The sequence below is a fragment of the Streptomyces sp. Edi2 genome, from assembly GCF_040253635.1.
GTDB lineage: Bacteria > Actinomycetota > Actinomycetes > Streptomycetales > Streptomycetaceae > Streptomyces.
This window is the reverse complement of record NZ_JBEJGX010000003.1, coordinates 3251975-3267582: the sequence shown is the minus strand read 5'-3', so window position 1 is coordinate 3267582 and position 15608 is coordinate 3251975. Positions and strand designations below refer to the sequence as shown.

Genomic DNA, 15608 nt, shown 5'->3' with positions numbered 1-15608 from the left:
GGGTGCCGGGCGTTCAACGGGGCCGAAGAATTTTCTCCGCGGGCAAAAACCTTGCCCGGCACGCCGGTTGGCGCCCCGCACCCGCACCTCAGCTGCCGCCCTGCACCCGCAGGGCGAGTGCCGGACAGCGGCGCACCGCGAGCTGCGCCCGGCGCCGCATCCGCGCCGGCAGCGGCATGCTGGCCTTCTCCGGATAGCCGTCCGGGCCCAGCTTGATGATGCCGGGCACCACATCCGCGCACAGGCCGTGGCCGCGGCACAGCGTCCAGTCGACCAGCAGCCTCTCCTGCGGCGGCGCGACCGCCCGGGAGGGGGCGGGGGCCGGCTGGGGGACGGTGGACGGCAGCGGCCGGCTCCCGGTGACCGGCAGGGCACCGGTCACCGGGCGGCCGCATCCGAACCCCTGCGCATGCCGCTCGAACTCCTCGGGGAAGGCGGCCAGAGCCGAGGCGACAAAGCGCGCGGTACCGTCCGGATGGCTGCAGGCGCCGCGCTTCTCGACCGCCCGCATCCGCGCCTGGACGGCTTCCAGGGCGGCGGCCCCGCCGCCCCGCACGGCGCGGTCGAGCTGCTCGGCGAGCGCGGGCAGCCCCAGCACGCAGGGGCCGCACTGGCCGGCCGACTCGGCACCCATCCACTGCGCGACGCGTACCGTCTCGCCGGCCGGGCAGGTGTCGTAGGGCAGCGGCAGCACCGCTCCCGCACCGAGCACCGCGTTGTACTCGGCCAGCGACTCCTTCGACAGACACGCGGTCAGCGCGTCGGTGGGCGAGATGAAGGTGCCGTGGTAGCCCCCGATCAGCACGCCCTGCCCCTGGTCCATGCCGCACAGCGCCAGGACCCGGGCCAGCGAGACCCCGTAGGGCACCTCCACCACCCGGCTGCCGGCGACCGTCAGCAGCAGCGTGCCGGGCTCCGTGGGCAGGCCCGTGGTGCGGTAGCCGAGCGCTCCGAGCCGGGCGGCCACGGCGAGCTGGGCGTAGGTCTCGGTGTTCGACAGCAGCGTCGGCACACCGTTCAGCCCCCGCTCGCTGGAGCGGATCTTGCGGCCCGAGGGCAGGCCGGCGCCGCCGCCCAGCCCGTTCGTCATCGCGGAGCCCTCGCCGGTGACGAACCGTTCGGTCAGCAGGGTGACCCGTAACGTCGGCCGCACCGGGCCGCGTTCGTCGATGGCGCTCTGCACGGACTTCAGCACGTCCATGCGGGTCACGCCGATCGCGACCTCCTGGGCGCCGAGCGCGTCGGCGGCCAGCAGGGCGCCGTCGAGCATCAGATGCGGGGCGTGCAGCAGCAGCGCGGTGTCCTTGAGGCAACTGGGCTCGCCCTCACTGCCGTTGACGACCACCGCGCCCTTGCCGTCGGCCTTGCGCATCCCGTCCATGACGGCGGTGAGCTTGCGGGCGAAGGGGAAGCCCGCACCTCCCCGGCCGCGCAGGTCGATGTCCTCGGCCAGCGCCACCAGCTCCGTGGAGCTGAGCTGGGGCAGGCCGCCGTGCCGGGACAGATGCGCCACCCGGCCCATGCGCGGCATCTCGTCGAGCCCCGCCAGCAGGCGGGGCGGGCCGAAGGACGCCAGGGTCGGCACGGGCTCCGCGGGGCCGGGGACGACCGGGAGCGGGCGGGTGGGGGCGGGGGCGGTCATGGGAGTTCTCCTGTGTTCCTGCGTGAGTCGCGCATCCGCAGCGCGAGTCGTACGGCCACCGCGACAAGGCAGATGGCGTAGCCGGCGAGGGCATAGCCGGCTGCGGGGCGGCCCGCCCTGAGGCCGTGCACCAGGGCCAGCCCCCAGGCGGCGTACGCGCTCATGTGCAGCCCCCGCCACCACCGGGAGGCCGTGATGCCCGTGAAGGCGCCGCGCACCGCGCCGGTCACCGCGACGGCGACGAACACGTAGGCGGCGAGGGTGCCGAGGCCGATGAGGCCGGGGCGGGCGCCATCGGTGAAGGGCACCGCGGCGGCCATCGCATCGGTGTGGCCCTCGGTGACCTTGACCCAGATGTGCAGGCCGAGGAAGCCGAGGCCGGCGACGCCGGTGCCGCGGTGCACGGCCTGGGCGAGCAGCCGGTGGCCGGAGTTCAGCACCATCCGGTCGGTGGCGGCCAGGCCCCACAGCACGGTGACCGACAGGGAGACCAGCGCGAGCACCCCGGCGCCGAAGTCGAGGAAGTTCAGCAGGCCGTCCATCGCGCCGGAGCGCAGCATGACGGCGAGGAAGAGCAGCAGTGCGGCCGGAAGCGCCGGGCGGAGCACGGCGGTTCCGGCGAAGCCGCCGGCCGGTCGGCGGGCCGGCGGCCCGGGTTCGTTCGGGGGACGCCGGGGGCGAGGCACGAGGGGCGAAGGCCGGGCTCGGTGTGCGGCGCGGCGGCTCTGCATACGCGGTGCGGACATCGGACCTCCCGGTGTCAGGGCGCGGGTGCGGGATGCGAATTTCGATGAAATCTCCCGGGGGCGTAATTTGCCCGGGGCTTTTGTTCGGGTGACCCCCGGTAACACTAAACATTCTGTAACCGGTCGGATACGCAGGGCCGTTATCCGGATGTGTAAAAGCATCTCCGAACGTGTTCAGGCTTTCGTAAGGTTTATCGCGCTGTGACAAATTCCTGCACTGGCATCGCGGTCCCGCGGGGTGACTCCGGATGATGCCGACTCAGGCGCACGGGGGCGCCAATCCCCAGTAACAACCGCATCCCCGCCAGGATCGAGGTAGCGATGTGTGATCTCCTGAACCGCATCTGGTCGCGTCCACGAGGTGAGTGGAACCGGGTAGTCAGAAATGAACTTCCGGATCTCGCCGACAAGTTGGTCGCGGAGTTGCAACGCGGATTTCCCGCATTGTCCGCACTTCTCGGGGATACTCCCGTAGAAGAGGCGCAATGGGCACTTGAACAGGCCTTGCTGACAGTTCTTGGGTACCAAAAAGAGTCGGAGAGTAAACCTCGGGCCGTGCCGTCCGTGGTGACTCCGATGCCGGTGGCCCGGGCCCGCCAGGACCTGTTCGACGTCCTCGCCGGACAACGGGAAATGCCGGACGAGGGGTTGACCGAGCTGTCCCGCGCGGCCGGCTGGCCCATCCCCGACACCCTCCAGGCCGTCGTCCTCGCCACACCCGTCGAGGCCGCCCAGCTCGCCGCGGCGCTCGGACACGCGCTCATCGGCTCGGTCGACGGATACACCTGTCTGTTCGTCCCCGACCCGGCCACCCAGACCCGGGCCCGCCTGGAGGCGGCGCTCAAGGGGCGGCCGGCCGCGGTCGGCCACGTCGTACCGGCCACCGACACCGCGTCCTCGCTGCGTTGGGCCCGCTATCTGCTGACGCTGGCTCCGGGCCGGGTCGGCCCCGAGTCGCGGCCCGCGTTCGTCGACGACCATCTCTCCGCGCTGCTGCTGCTCCAGGACGAGTCGCTGGCCGACGCGCTGACCTCCCGCTGGCTGGGCCCGCTGGAGGAGCTGACGCCCCGGCAGAGCGAACGGCTCGAAGTCACCCTGCTGGCATGGCTGGAGGGCGGCGGTGCCCCCGAAGCGGCCAAACTGCTGCATGTGCACCCCCAGACGGTCCGATACCGTCTGCGTCAGATCGAAAAGCTCTTCGGCCCGGTGCTGCGCGATCCGCGCACCCGCTTCGAGCTGGAGATGGCGCTGCGCAGCCGCCGCCTGATGGCGCATGTCCGCAGTTACCGCGCACGGGCCGGCCGCCGCGCACGGGCCGTCGCCTCGTCCATACGCCCGCTGGGCATGGCCCGTGAGGCCCGCGTCAACGGCCTTTGAGGACCGGCGGATGCACCACCGCGCCCCTTGAGCTGACGGCCGACCGGAACGGTGGGGGCCTTCCGGCACTACGACAGCCACCCGGCGCCGAGCAGCGGCCCCGACCCCCGGACATCCGGGTCGGGGCCGCTGCTTTGGCGTGGGCCGGGGGCGGTTGGCAGGGGCGAGGGCCAGGGGCCCACGGCCTCGGGCGACGGCCTCGGGGTGACGGCGCGGACGACTGCCACGGGCTGCGGACCAGAGGTAAGGGGCCAGAGGGACAGGGACCAAGCGGCCACGGCCAAGGGTCGCGACCACCGACCGCCGCGACCCTTGACCACTGCCCCTCCGGTCACCGTGCCCTCCCCCGGGCCACCGCGCCCCCCGGCCATCGCGCCGGCCACCGCGCCCCCCACCCAAGAGCCCGTGAGTGAGCCCCCTGGGGGATCCCCAAGGGGCTCAGGGCTCACCAGGGCCGGTCTCAGGTGCAGTTACGGCCGCCGTTGATGCAGTCGACCGCCTTGCTCATCAGCTGGTCCGGCATCACGTTGATGAAGTCACCGTGGTCGGTCACCGGTTTGTGCAGCTGCTCGGGGAAGCTGTCCACCGCGAAGCTCTGGCCCTGCGGGACGTCGTAGGTGATCCGCTGGGTGAGCTGCGGGATCGCCTTGAAGCCGTTGGGGCAGACGCCGTTCTGGTCCGAGAACGCCACGTGGTCGCGGTGGTTGCCGCTGTCGATGTCCCGGCCGTTCCAGCAGTTCTGGAAGGCGAAGGTCCGCACGACCTGGGAACCCTCGGGGCACAGCGGGTACTTGTCCTTCAGCTGCCGGTCCTCGAAGCCGGTGCAGCTCCAGGAGGCGTTGGCGTTCTTGGTGCCGTTGGTGAACGCCTTGGCGTCACCGGTGATGATCTTCATGAAGCGCGGCATCGCCTCGACCTGGCCGACCTGGCTGCCACGGAACTTCAGGGTCACCGTGGCCGGGGTCAGGGTCGTGCCGACGTTGGCGTCCTGCGCGGCGCCCGGCTTCTGCTCCGCGTTGCCGTCCAGCTTGCGCAGCACGGGCCAGTAGTGGGTGGACTGGTCACCGTTGTTGCAGGTGGTGTCCGAGGCGGCGAGCTTGTTGTCATCGGCGAAGGCGTCGGTGGCCTTGTTGCCGACGTAGTCGTGGGTGTGGTGGGCGCCGTTGCTGACGCCCGGGGTCACGATGACGTTGTCGGAGTTGAAGTGGCCGTCCTCGTTGCGCCCGCACTCGGTGGTGAAGGTGCCCGTCGAGGCGTTGCCTCCCTTGGGGGCGGCGAACGGCGGTGCGTCCGCGTTCGGCTGGACGGTGGTGATGTCCACGAAGTCATCGGGAGAGGGACCCCCGGCCTGGCCCTGCTGGCCGCCGTTCTGGCCCTGCTGGTCCTGCCCCTGCTGGTTCTGGCCCTGCTGGTTCTGGTCCTGCTGGTTCTGGTCCTGCTGGTTCTGGTCCTGGCCTTGCTGCCCCTGGGTCTGGGTCTGGTTCTGCCCCTGGTACCAGCCGTCCTGCACGGACTTCGTGGAGTCGTTGCCCCCCGCGCCGGCGCCCTCGTTCACGGGCTTGGTGGTGCAGCCGCTCATCTTGAGCAGGTAGCCAGGACGCTTGGTGTTCTTGGCGATCGCGGTGACCATCATCTTGATGGTCTTCTCGCGCTGCGCCTTGAGCGGGGACATGACGGCGGTACCGCTGCCGCCCATCATCTTGTGGTACGCGTCGTGCACCTGCTTGTCGAGGGCGGACAGCCCCTTGGAGACCGGGAGCTGGGCGCTGCGCGGGATGGTCCGCAGCCGTTCGCCCACATCGGGGCAGGAGATGGTGATGCCGGACGCGGTGTGCTGATGGCCGGACGCCGTGCCGGGGGTGGTCTGGTTGCCCGCCAGCGCCGTCGTGGCGTAGGCGGCCAGCCCCCCGCCGCCCAGCAGGAGGGCGGTGGCGCCGATGAGCATTCTGTTCGTCAAACGCGAGCGTTTATGGGCCTGTTGCCGTTGCCTCATGAGATCACTTCGCTTCGTCCGATGTGAGGGGTGTCGTCCTGGTTCGGTTCACAGGGGCCGTGGTGGACGCACCGCAAAGCGGTGCCTGCGACCGGTCAGCTGTTGTGCAGGGTGTTGAAGTCGACGTTCCCGGTCTTCTCCAGGACCGTGATGTGGTCCAGCACGACGCTGTTGGCGCGGTCCGCCAGGGCGCGCACCATCGTGTTCTTGGTCTGATCGCGGACCAGGGCGATCAGCCCGAAGACCTTGCCGTGAGCCCGGCGCAACAACTCGGCCAGCGTCGCGTCGAACTCCTTTCCCTGGGCGTTCTTGAGCTGCCCGAGCCAGCCCTGCTGGGCGACGTTGGGCTCGGTGGGCAGGTCGACGCCCAGCGCCCGCCCGGCCTCGTTCGATCGCCGGTCGAGCTCGGTGTGTCCCGCCACGAGGTGGTTGCCGGCCGTGCGGACCGCGGGGGTCGTGCCGCGCTGCTGGGCCATCCGGCCCGAGGGCAGCTCCCACAGCCCGGCCAGCTTGACCTTGCGTACGAAGTCCCGGTCCATCGCGGTGAGCGGACCGTAGCGGGTGTCGACCGTGCCGCCGCCGTCGTCGTCGTACGAGAGGGTGGTGGTCGCCGCGGCCGCGGACTCGCCGAAGAGCTGGACGGGCAGCAGCAGCGCCCCGAGCGTGGCCACGAGCGCGGCCACCACCAGGCCGGTGGCGATGGTCCGCCCGGATGTTGCGGAATTGCTGAGGATGGACCGCACACGGCCTCCCGGTTCGTCACTACTGGAATCCCACCGGACGCTAAGTGCCGCACCGGGCCGGCGGGCCCGGGTCCTCACCCCTGGACAAATAACGGCCGGGCCCGCCGTGGCACTGCTACGGTGCCGCGTGCGGGCCCGGCCGGGAAACGGGTGACGTGCGTCGGATTTCGTGTGCCCGGCCGGACCCGTCCAGCGTGGTGTGCGCCGTGCTCAGCGTGCGTACAGCCCCGCCGCGGTCCAGCGGCGGCGGTCCCGCCGCGTGCCGGGCTCCTCGCGCTTGCCCTCCGCGTACAGGGCGTCGATCTCCGCCGCGTACGTCCGGACGATCGCCGCCCGGCGCAGCTTGAGCGACGGCGTCATCAGCCCGGACTCCTGGCTGAACTCGCCCGGCAGCACCCGGAAGGCGCGGATCGACTCGGCCCGCGACACCGACGCGTTCGCGCGCGCCACCGCCCGCCGCACCTCCGCCTGCAGCTGCTCCTCCGGCGTCGGTGCCGTGCTGTCGGCGCTGGGCTCGTCCCGCAGCTTGCGCCAGTGCGTCAGCGCCTCGGGGTCCAGCGTGAGCAGCGCGGTGACATAGGGCCGGTTGTCGCCGACCACCACGGCCTGCGAGATCAGCGGATGGGAGCACAGCCGCTGCTCCAGACCCTGCGGGGCCACGCTCTTGCCGTTGCTGGTGATGAGCATGTCCTTCTTGCGGCCGGTGATGGCGAGATAGCCGTCCTCGTCCAGCTGCCCCAGGTCGCCGGTCGGCAGCCAGCCGTCGTAGAGCCCGCTGCCCGTGCCGTCCTCGTCGAGATAGCCGGCGAACACCACCGGACCGCGCACCCACACCTCGCCGTCCAGCGCCAGATGCACCGCGGTGCCCGGCAGCGGGCGGCCGACCGTCCCGAACCGCACCTTGCCGGGCGGCTGTACGGTGATTGCGCCGCTGGTCTCCGTCAGGCCGTAGCCGTCGTAGACCATGATGCCCATCCCGGCGAAGAGCAGCCCCAGTTCGCGCAGGAGCGGTGAACCGCCGGAGACCGCGGTGTGCACCCGGCCGCCCAGCGTCTCCCGGATGCGGGAGTACACCAGCCGGTCGTAGAGCGCGTGCCGGGCCCGCAGGAACGGGTCGGGCCCGCGCCCGGTGCCCCGCGCCTCCTCGGCCAGCGCCTCCGCGTAGCGCACCGCCACCGTCATCGCCGCGTCGAACGTCCGCCGCCGGCCCGCCGCTTCCGCGGCCAGCCGGGCGCGGGTGCAGATCTTCTCGAAGACGTACGGCACCGCGAACAGGAACGTCGGACGGAACGAGGCCAGGGCCGGCAGCAGCTCCTCCGACGACACCTCGGGCTGATGGGCGAGCTTCACCCCGCCGCGCAGACACGCCACCTGCACCATCAGCCCGTAGATCTGCGCGAACGGCAGAAAGGCCAGCAGCGAAGGGCGTTCGCCGGGCGCGGCCAGCAGCCCGCCCCAGCCCGCGTAGAGGGTGTCGCACTCGGCGGCGAGATTGGCGTGGGTGATCACACAGCCGCGCGGGCGCCCGGTGGTTCCCGAGGTGTAGACGATCGCCGCGATCCCCTCGGGGGAGACCATGTGGCGCAGCCGGTGCACATCCGCCTCGGGCAGCCGGGTGCCCTCCTCCGTGAGCCGCCGGACGCAGTCCAGGTCGAGCTGCCACAGCCGGCGCAGTCCGGCCTGCTCGTTGCAGGCCTCGGCCACGGTCATGGCCTGGGCCTCGTTCTCGACGACGATCGCGGCGACCTTCGCCCCGACGAGGATGCAGCGCAGCTGCTCGGCCGATGCGGTCGGATAGACCGGTACGAGCTGTCCGCCGATCGCCCACAGCGCATAGCTGAACAGCGTCCACTCGTAGCGCGTACGGGACATCAGCGCGACCCGGGCGCCGGGCCGTACCCCGTCCGCCAGCAGCCCCCTGGCCAGGGCCATGACTTCGTCCCGGAATTCCGCCGCGGACACCTCCTGCCAGCCGCCGGGCGCTCGGGCGTCGCGGCGGGCGAGCTGAGCGAAATCCGGCTGGTGGTCCGCGGTGTCGAAGACGGAGTCGGCAAGACCGCCGGTCCGCAGTCGCGCCGCCACGGCCGGAACGCTGATGTCGCGCACAGCACCTCCTAGGTGTTCCCCCTTGGCCCCCTGGTCCTGCCGTCGTCCCGACGACGGCAGGGGGGCAAGTTATCGGCCGGTGTCCACGCTGCCCAGGTCTGTGGCTACTCTTGAGCGGAAGCCGATAAGTCTTGACGACCTGACAACCCGGGGAGGGCGCCGGATGTACCGCATCGTCGATGGATGGCGCCTGTACACCTCGGCACTCTTCTTCGTCCTGGCCGGCTTCCTGCTCACGCAGACCGGGCTCACCACCGCCCTGACCGCCGCCGCGACCACCGGCGCGCTGCTGCTCCTGTGCCGCGCCTTCCTGATCGCGGCCTGCGCCCGGCCGCTGCCACCGGGTCGGATCCGTACGGCCCTGCGCGACCGGGAGCGGCGTACGGCCTTCCTGCCGCAACGTGATCCCGACGCGTCCGGCCGCCCGCGCCCCCGAGCACCGGGCCGTCCCCTCCCGACGGCCGCGTAGGCGCCCGGTCCGTTCACCGCACCGCATCCGGTCTGCTCACCGCACCGCATCCGGTCCGGTCACCGCACCGCATTCCGCGTCCGCGCGGCTCGTCACGCCGAATCCTCATCCCGGCACGACGAGACCCGTGGAGGGCTCACCCATGTCCATGTTCGGCTTCCTCGGCGACGCGCTGGCGCACGGCGCCGACGCGCTCGCCCCGCTCTTCGGTACCGCGGCGATGGCCGCCACCATCGTTTCGTGCACCCTCGGCGTCCGCGCCGCGCTGCACCCGCTCGCCCGGGCGGCGGCCCGCGGGGAGAAGGCCCGTACGGCGCTCGCCCCGCAGCTCGCCGCACTGCAGCGCAAGCACAAGGGCCACCCCGAGCGCCTGCAGAAGGCGACGTCCGAGCTGTACGCCGAGACCGGCTCCTCGCCCCTGGCCGGCTGTCTGCCGACGCTGCTGCAGCTGCCCGTCTTCTTCGTGATGTACCACCTGTTCTCCACCGGGGGCGGCCTCCTGGACCACACGCTGCTGGGGGCGCCGCTCGGCGGCCACTGGAGCCAGGCGCTGGCGGACGGCGGGCTCTTCGGGCCGCAGGGACGGGTCTACCTCGTGCTGTTCGCGCTGATCGCGGCCGTCGCCACCTGGAACTTCCGCCGGGCCCGCGCCACGATGGCCAAGGCCCCGCAGCCGGCCGCGGGCGCCGGCCCGGCACTGCCCGGGATGGCCTCCATGGCCAAGGTGATGCCGCTGCTGTCCTTCGGCATGCTGATCACGGTGGCCGTGGTGCCGCTGGCCGCCGGGCTCTACACGGTCACGACGACGATCTGGACGGCGTGCGAGCGGGCACTGCTGCACCGGGACCGGGGCCGGGACGGGAAGCAGGACCGGGAGCGCGGCGAGGGGGACGCGGCCACCGCGGCGGCCCCGTCCGAGGGGAAGCCGGCTGCAGGGAAGCCGGCTGCAGGGAAGCCCGCCGAGTCGCAGCGTCCGGCTCCGCAGCGTCCGGACCGCAAGGGCGCGCCGAAGACCCGCGCGGCCCGGCAGCGCGCGGCCCGCGCGAGGGCCAACTCCCGTACCGGGGCCGACTCCCGGAGCAGGACCCGCCCGGCCGGCGGGCCGAAGCCGCAGTCGGACGGAGCTCCCGGAAAAGCGGCCGGGGAGGCCGTCGGGAAGGCCACCAGGGAGGCCGTCCGGGAGACGGTCGGGGAGACCGCCACTACCCCCCGGTAACGGTCCAGTCCGTGAACGGGGTCTTGCAGACCGGACCCCGTTCTTGGACGATCGACCAAATCGCTCGATGGCCGTCCCCCATCGGCCGGCCCGGAATTCCCTTTTTCCGGGCCGACCTTCGACCACGGGAGTGGAACCGATGAAGCTGATGCGTGTCGGAACGGTGGGGGCGGAACGCCCGGCGCTGCTGGACGAGGCCGGGGTACTGCGGGACCTGTCCGGCCTGGTGCCGGACATCGACGGAGCGCTGCTCGCCGACGACGGAACACTGGCGCGCCTGCGCGCCGCCGCCGCGTCCGGTGAGCTGCCACCGCTCGACGGGGCCGGACTGCGCACCGGTCCGCCGCTGGCCCGGATCGGCAAGATCGTGTGCATCGGGCTGAACTACCACGACCACGCCCGGGAGACGGGGGCCGCGCCCCCCGGGGAGCCGATCCTCTTCATGAAGGCCCCGGACACGGTCGTCGGCCCCGAGGACACCGTGCTGGTCCCCCGGGGCAGCGTGAAGACCGACTGGGAAGTGGAGCTGGCCGTCGTCATCGGCCGCCGCGCCCGCTACCTGGAGAGCGACGCACAGGCGCTGGCGGCGGTGGCCGGCTACGCCGTGGCGCACGACGTCTCCGAGCGCGCCTTCCAGATCGAGCGCGGCGGCCAGTGGGACAAGGGCAAGAACTGCGAGACGTTCAACCCCCTGGGCCCGTGGCTGGTGACCGCCGACGAGGTCCCCGATCCGCAGGCCCTCGGCCTGCGGCTGTGGGTCAACGGCGACCTGAAGCAGGACGGCACCACCGCCGACCAGATCTTCCCGGTGGCCGAAGTCGTCCGCTACGTCAGCCAGTTCATGACCCTGCACCCCGGCGACGTCATCAACACCGGCACCCCGGCCGGCGTCGCCATGGGCCGCCCGGAGCCCAAGCCGTACCTGCGCGCCGGTGACGTCGTGGAACTGGAGATCGACGGCCTGGGGCGGCAGCGCCAGGAACTCAAGGACGCCTGAGCGGCACGCCGGCAGGGAAGGGAGGGCGCCACCGGCCGCGCGCCGGGGCCGCCCCTCCTTCCGTATCCGGCGTATCCGGCCGGTCGGGCCGCAGGGGCCCGCTCACCCCGCTGACAGAAACCGCTCCAGCCCCTCCACCACCAGCGCATGGTCGTCGGCCTGGGGCAGTCCCGACACCGCGACCACGCCGACCACTCCCGTCCCGCGCAGCCGGACCGGGAACGCGCCGCCGTGTGCGGCGTAGCGGTCCGGGTCGAGGCGGGAGGAGTCCTCGAAGGTGCGGCCCTTGGCGCGGAACCGGGCACCGACCAGGTACGAGGACTCGCCGTAGCGTTCGACGACGGCGGACTTGCGGGCGATCCAGGCGTCGTTGTCGGCGGAGGTGCCCGGCAGGGCGCAGTGGAACAGCTGCTGGGCGCCGCGCCGGATCCCGACCGTCACCGCGGCGCCGCGCTCGCGTGCCAACGCCACCAGCAGCGAGCCGAGTTCCCAGGCCTCGTCGTTGCCGAAGGTGTCGAGGACCAGCCGCTCCTCCTGCGCCGCCAGCTCGTCCACCGAGCCGGCCGCCGCCGCTGGATCCGCCGGGCTCATCCGTCCGCCCCGATGCGGACCGTACGGCCTTCGGCGGCGGAGAGCTTCGCGGCCTCCAGGACGCGGAGGGCGGCCGCGGCCTCGGTGGCGGTCACCGGCGGGCGGCCGCCCTCGCGCAGCGCCCGTGCGATCGCGGCGTAGTACGCGGGGTAGTCACCCGGCAGCGTCGGTACCCGCTCGCCGCCACCGCTCTGCGGGGAGGACCCGGCACCGATCCTGCCCCAGCGGGACTCCGGCTCCACGCCCCAGTCGCCCTCACCGTCACCGGGCCGGCGGCCCTCGCGCAGCGCGGCCTCCTGCGGGTCCAGACCGTGCTTCACATAGCCCGCCCGGCTGCCCAGCACCCGGAAGCGCGGGCCCAGCATGGCCGCGGTGGCGCTCATCCACAGATGGGAACGGACGCCGTTCGCGTGGGTGAGGGCGATGAAGGAGTCGTCGTCGGCCTCCGCGCCCGGGCGGCGGACCACGGACTCGGCGTAGACGGAGACGGGCGGACCGAAGAGGACCAGCGCCTGGTCGACGAGGTGGCTGCCGAGGTCGTAGAGCAGTCCGCCGATCTCCGCCGGGTCGCCGGACTCGCGCCAGCCGCCCTTGGGCTGCGGCCGCCAGCGCTCGAAGCGGGACTCGAAGCGGTAGACGTCGCCGAGCTCGCCCTGCTCGATCAGCGTGCGGGCGGTGCGGAAGTCGTTGTCCCAGCGGCGGTTCTGGAAGACGGAGAGCAGCAGGCCGCGGTCCTCGGCGAGCGCGGCGAGCTTTTCGGCCTCGGCGGCGGTCGCGGCCAGCGGCTTGTCGACCACCACCGGCAGACCGGCCTCCAGGGCGGCGGTGGCGAGCGGCACATGCGTCTTGTTCGGCGTCGCCAGCACGATCAGATCGAGGTCCGCGGCGCGGGCGAGCACCGCCTCGGGGGTGTCGACCGTAACGACCCCGGGATGCTCGGCACGGGCCTGTGCCTGCCGCTCCGGGTGGGCGGTCGAGACGGTGTCGAGCCGCAGGCCCTCGGTGGCCGCGATCAGCGGGGCGTGGAAGACCGAGCCCGCCAGGCCGTAGCCGATGAGGCCGACGCGGAGCGGGTCGTGGGGCGCGGCGGTGCCGGTGGAGTCGCTCTTCTCGCTCATGGCTCCCACTTAAGCAACGCTGTTGCCAAAGTGCAAGCGATGCGGACAATGGGTGAGTGACCAGCAATGACCTCTCCCGCGACGGCTCCGCTGCCGGCCCTCCGGGCGCCAATCTCCCCGCCCTGCGCGGCCACAATGCCGCGCTGGTGCTCGGGCTGCTGCGTGCGGCCGGCGGAGAGGGCGTCAGCCGGCGGGAGCTCGCCGGCCGCACCGGGCTGACCCCGCAGGCCGTCAGCAAGATCACCGCCCGGCTGCGGGCCGACGGCCTGGTCGCCGAGGCGGGCCGCCGCGCCTCCACGGGCGGTAAGCCCGCCACCGTGCTGCGGCTGGTCCCCGGCGCCCGGCACGCCGTCGGACTGCATCTGGACCGCGATGAGCTCACCGTCGTCCTCGCCGACCTCGCGGGCGAAGCGGTCGGCGTACGCCGTGCCCCGCTCGCTTTCGAGGCGGGCGCCGGGCAGGTGCTCGCCACCGCCGAACGGGAGATCGCCGCCCTGCGCGCCGAGGCCGGCGGCCCGCCGGTGCTGGGCGCCGGGGTGGCCTGCCCCGGCCCGCTGGACCACACCACCGGCGTCCTGCACCGGGTCACCGGCGCGCCCCGGTGGGACGGCTTCCCGCTGCGGGACGCGCTCGCCGAACGCCTCGGCCTGCCCGTCGTCCTCGACAAGGACACCAACGCGGCGGCACTGGGCCTGGCTCAACTGAGCCTGGCTGCCCAGGGGATACCGGCCGGCGCCGGTTCGTTCGGCTACCTCCATCTGGGCACCGGCCTCGGCGCCGGGCTCGTCCTGGACGGCAGTCTCTACCGCGGCCCGCGCACCGGCGCCGGCGAGTTCGGCCACCAGATCGTGCAGTGGGACGGCCCGCGCTGCGGCTGCGGACGGCGCGGCTGCATCGAAGCGCTGTGCCTGGCGGCGGTGGCCCGCGGCGATCTGCCGGGCGCGGCACGGGCGTTGGGCGTGGGCGCCGCCAACCTCGTCGAGCTGCTGGACATCGACCGGGTGCTGCTCGGCGGACGCACCGTACTGGCGAACCCCGACGAGTTCCTGACCGGCGTGGCCGGTGCCCTGGAAGCCCAGGCCCGCGCCCGCGGCAGGGCCCCGGTGCCGGTGGCGCTCGCCCGCGGCGGCGCACGGGCGGTCGCCGACGGGGCGGCGGAGCTGGTGCTGGCGCCGCTGTTCGGGGGGCGGCAGTCCGGGCTCGCGGGCCGCAACCTGCAGTGGGACGGTCTCACCCACCCGTGAACTCGTACCGCATTTCATAGAGATGGCCCGCCTTGACCATCACCGTGACCTCGATGGGGCGGTCGCCGTCGCTGTGGACGACGCGCAGGGTGCGTAGCACGGGCAGGTCGCCGGGCAGCTGCAGCGCGGTGAACTGCTCCTGGGTGGGTACCCGGGCCGAGAGCCGGTCCACGCTCAGCCGAGGCGGATAGCCCAGCTCGGCCAGGAGCACCGGCGTTCCGCCCTTGACCTTCTGGCGCTTGGTGAGGGCCGTGCCATGCGCGATCTCCAGCGGGTAGTAGGAGCTGACCAGCTCCACCGGCTCGTCGTCGATCAGCAGGAGCTGGTGACGGAGCTGGGCCGTACCGCCCTCCGGGAGACCGAGCACCGCGGACACATCGGCGGGCGGCACGACCTCCGCTACCCGGAGCAGTCGGCTCCGCGCCTGAGTGCCGAGCTTCTCTGCTTCGGTGAGCCAGCGGTACCGGTCGCCGGCGTCGGCCGGAGCCATGTACGAGGCCGGCCGCATGGTCCGCTGCCGGCGTTCGCGTACGGTGACGGCCGATCCGGCGCGCCCGACGACCAGGCGCTCCTCCTTCAGCAGCCCCAACGCCTTCTGCACGGTCGCGTTCGACGCCGCGAACCGCTCCTTGAGCCGTTCCGTGGACGGCAGCCTGGCGCCGGGCGCGAGGTCGCCGTTCATGATCTCGTCGCGCAGATCGGCGGCGATACGTGCGTGCAGGGAGCGGCCGTCGGCGTTGTCGGTCTTGTCGTGGGGCACGGTCATCCGATCCTGATGTCGTAACGCAGTCGCTGCAGTGGTGCGGGCATGACCATTCTGTCCGCCTGGAGGGGGCGGCCCTGGGCGTCGAGCGTGCGCCGGAGCAACTGCAGCACCGGCTGTGACGGCGCACATTCCAGCGTCGCGGCCTCCTCATCACTGGGCAGCCGCGCCCCCACGTCCTCCTGTGCCCGGACGCCGACGTACCCGAGTTCGGCGAGCAGGGTGACCGCTCCGCCCGGAATCTTCGCGGTCCCGGCGAGGCGGGTGCCGCGCGCGATGGCCACCGGATAGTAGGTGTCCGTCAACTCGCACGGCCGGCCGTCGAGATACATGACCCGTCGCCGCACGACGACGGTCTCCCCTCGCCCCACGCCCAGTGCCTGTGCGATCTCGTCCGGCGCGGCCACTTCCCCGGCCTCCAGGATGCGCTGCCCGCCCCGCCGCCCCTTGGCTGCGGTCTCGGCACTCCAGGCGTCGCGCTCCCCCTGCCCGCGTGGGGCCAGGTACGGCACGGACGTGGTGACCCACTCGACGCTGTCCACGGCATCCTCCCTCACGCGACCACCACCTTTCCGCTCAACTGTGCTGCCTTACCGAACAAGT

Annotated in this window: 14 protein-coding genes; 5 read left to right on the top strand and 9 right to left on the bottom strand. The window is 72.7% G+C overall.

What is annotated here, in order from left to right:
• Window positions 1–88 precede the first annotated feature (88 nt).
• On the bottom strand, window positions 89–1642 hold the full coding sequence (locus tag ABR737_RS17690; protein WP_350251128.1) for an NADH-ubiquinone oxidoreductase-F iron-sulfur binding region domain-containing protein: 1554 nt from the start codon (window positions 1640–1642) through the stop codon (window positions 89–91).
• On the bottom strand, window positions 1639–2250 hold the full coding sequence (locus ABR737_RS17685) for a hypothetical protein (protein WP_350251127.1): 612 nt from the start codon (window positions 2248–2250) through the stop codon (window positions 1639–1641). Before ABR737_RS17685 ends, ABR737_RS17690 begins: the two co-directional genes overlap by 4 nt.
• 702 nt (window positions 2251–2952) lie before the next feature.
• Between ABR737_RS17685 and ABR737_RS17680 the strand changes: the two genes are divergently transcribed.
• A complete protein-coding gene (locus tag ABR737_RS17680) occupies window positions 2953–3765 on the top strand; it encodes a PucR family transcriptional regulator (RefSeq protein WP_350251126.1) in 813 nt (270 codons plus the stop codon).
• 460 nt (window positions 3766–4225) lie between these two features.
• On the opposite strand, the gene ABR737_RS17675 is transcribed toward ABR737_RS17680, so the two are convergent.
• The 3 genes from ABR737_RS17675 to ABR737_RS17665 all read right to left on the bottom strand — a co-directional run bounded on the left by ABR737_RS17675 (window position 4226) and on the right by ABR737_RS17665 (window position 8607).
• Window positions 4226–5710 (bottom strand): DUF1996 domain-containing protein, encoded by a 1485-nt coding sequence (locus ABR737_RS17675; RefSeq protein WP_350256821.1) that lies wholly within the window; start codon window positions 5708–5710, stop codon window positions 4226–4228.
• Between the two features lie 143 nt (window positions 5711–5853).
• Window positions 5854–6501 (bottom strand): DUF4142 domain-containing protein, encoded by a 648-nt coding sequence (locus ABR737_RS17670; protein WP_350251125.1) that lies wholly within the window; start codon window positions 6499–6501, stop codon window positions 5854–5856.
• A gap of 210 nt (window positions 6502–6711) precedes the next feature.
• Complete coding sequence (locus tag ABR737_RS17665) at window positions 6712–8607, bottom strand: AMP-dependent synthetase/ligase (RefSeq protein WP_350251124.1); 1896 nt, start codon at window positions 8605–8607, stop codon at window positions 6712–6714.
• A 163-nt stretch (window positions 8608–8770) separates the two neighbouring features.
• On the opposite strand from ABR737_RS17665, the gene ABR737_RS17660 reads away from it, so the two are divergent.
• The 3 genes from ABR737_RS17660 (at window position 8771) to ABR737_RS17650 (ending at window position 11289) form a co-directional block, all read left to right on the top strand.
• On the top strand, window positions 8771–9076 hold the full coding sequence (locus ABR737_RS17660; protein ID WP_350251123.1) for a DUF6412 domain-containing protein: 306 nt from the start codon (window positions 8771–8773) through the stop codon (window positions 9074–9076).
• A 142-nt stretch (window positions 9077–9218) separates the two neighbouring features.
• Window positions 9219–10292 carry a YidC/Oxa1 family membrane protein insertase gene (locus tag ABR737_RS17655; RefSeq protein ID WP_350251122.1) on the top strand — a complete coding sequence of 358 codons (1074 nt, stop codon included), beginning with the start codon at window positions 9219–9221 and terminating at the stop codon, window positions 10290–10292.
• A 139-nt stretch (window positions 10293–10431) separates the two neighbouring features.
• The gene (locus tag ABR737_RS17650) at window positions 10432–11289 is read left to right on the top strand and encodes a fumarylacetoacetate hydrolase family protein (protein ID WP_350251121.1); all 858 of its coding nucleotides are present in this window, start codon (window positions 10432–10434) and stop codon (window positions 11287–11289) included.
• Between the two features lie 102 nt (window positions 11290–11391).
• Here ABR737_RS17650 and ABR737_RS17645 read toward each other — a convergent pair whose 3' ends face one another.
• Together ABR737_RS17645 and ABR737_RS17640 are read right to left on the bottom strand one after the other, a co-directional pair.
• A complete protein-coding gene (locus ABR737_RS17645) occupies window positions 11392–11880 on the bottom strand; it encodes a heme-degrading domain-containing protein (protein ID WP_350251120.1) in 489 nt (162 codons plus the stop codon).
• Entirely contained in the window at window positions 11877–12998 is a 1122-nt protein-coding gene (locus ABR737_RS17640; protein WP_350251119.1) for a Gfo/Idh/MocA family oxidoreductase, read from the bottom strand. The genes ABR737_RS17645 and ABR737_RS17640 overlap by 4 nt, the downstream gene beginning before the upstream one ends.
• Before the next feature lie 56 nt (window positions 12999–13054).
• Between ABR737_RS17640 and ABR737_RS17635 the strand changes: the two genes are divergently transcribed.
• Window positions 13055–14242, top strand: a complete 1188-nt coding sequence (locus ABR737_RS17635) for an ROK family transcriptional regulator (RefSeq protein ID WP_350251118.1) — start codon at window positions 13055–13057, stop codon at window positions 14240–14242.
• Here ABR737_RS17635 and ABR737_RS17630 read toward each other — a convergent pair.
• Both ABR737_RS17630 and ABR737_RS17625 read right to left on the bottom strand, forming a co-directional pair.
• Window positions 14229–15008: a GntR family transcriptional regulator gene (locus ABR737_RS17630; protein WP_350251117.1), complete on the bottom strand. Its 780-nt coding sequence runs from the start codon at window positions 15006–15008 to the stop codon at window positions 14229–14231. The two genes, ABR737_RS17635 and ABR737_RS17630, sit on opposite strands and share 14 nt — an antisense overlap.
• Window positions 15005–15547 (bottom strand): GntR family transcriptional regulator, encoded by a 543-nt coding sequence (locus ABR737_RS17625; RefSeq protein ID WP_350256820.1) that lies wholly within the window; start codon window positions 15545–15547, stop codon window positions 15005–15007. Before ABR737_RS17625 ends, ABR737_RS17630 begins: the two co-directional genes overlap by 4 nt.
• Window positions 15548–15608: the final 61 nt, after the last annotated feature.

Coding starts and splice junctions, on each gene's coding strand:
- ABR737_RS17675 (WP_350256821.1), bottom strand. CDS start 5,710: ATGCTCATCGGCGCCACCGCCCTCCTGCTGGGCGGCGGGGGGCTGGCC.
- ABR737_RS17690 (WP_350251128.1), bottom strand. CDS start 1,642: ATGACCGCCCCCGCCCCCACCCGCCCGCTCCCGGTCGTCCCCGGCCCC.
- ABR737_RS17630 (WP_350251117.1), bottom strand. CDS start 15,008: ATGACCGTGCCCCACGACAAGACCGACAACGCCGACGGCCGCTCCCTG.
- ABR737_RS17660 (WP_350251123.1), top strand. CDS start 8,771: ATGTACCGCATCGTCGATGGATGGCGCCTGTACACCTCGGCACTCTTC.
- ABR737_RS17640 (WP_350251119.1), bottom strand. CDS start 12,998: ATGAGCGAGAAGAGCGACTCCACCGGCACCGCCGCGCCCCACGACCCG.
- ABR737_RS17655 (WP_350251122.1), top strand. CDS start 9,219: ATGTCCATGTTCGGCTTCCTCGGCGACGCGCTGGCGCACGGCGCCGAC.
- ABR737_RS17650 (WP_350251121.1), top strand. CDS start 10,432: ATGAAGCTGATGCGTGTCGGAACGGTGGGGGCGGAACGCCCGGCGCTG.
- ABR737_RS17645 (WP_350251120.1), bottom strand. CDS start 11,880: ATGAGCCCGGCGGATCCAGCGGCGGCGGCCGGCTCGGTGGACGAGCTG.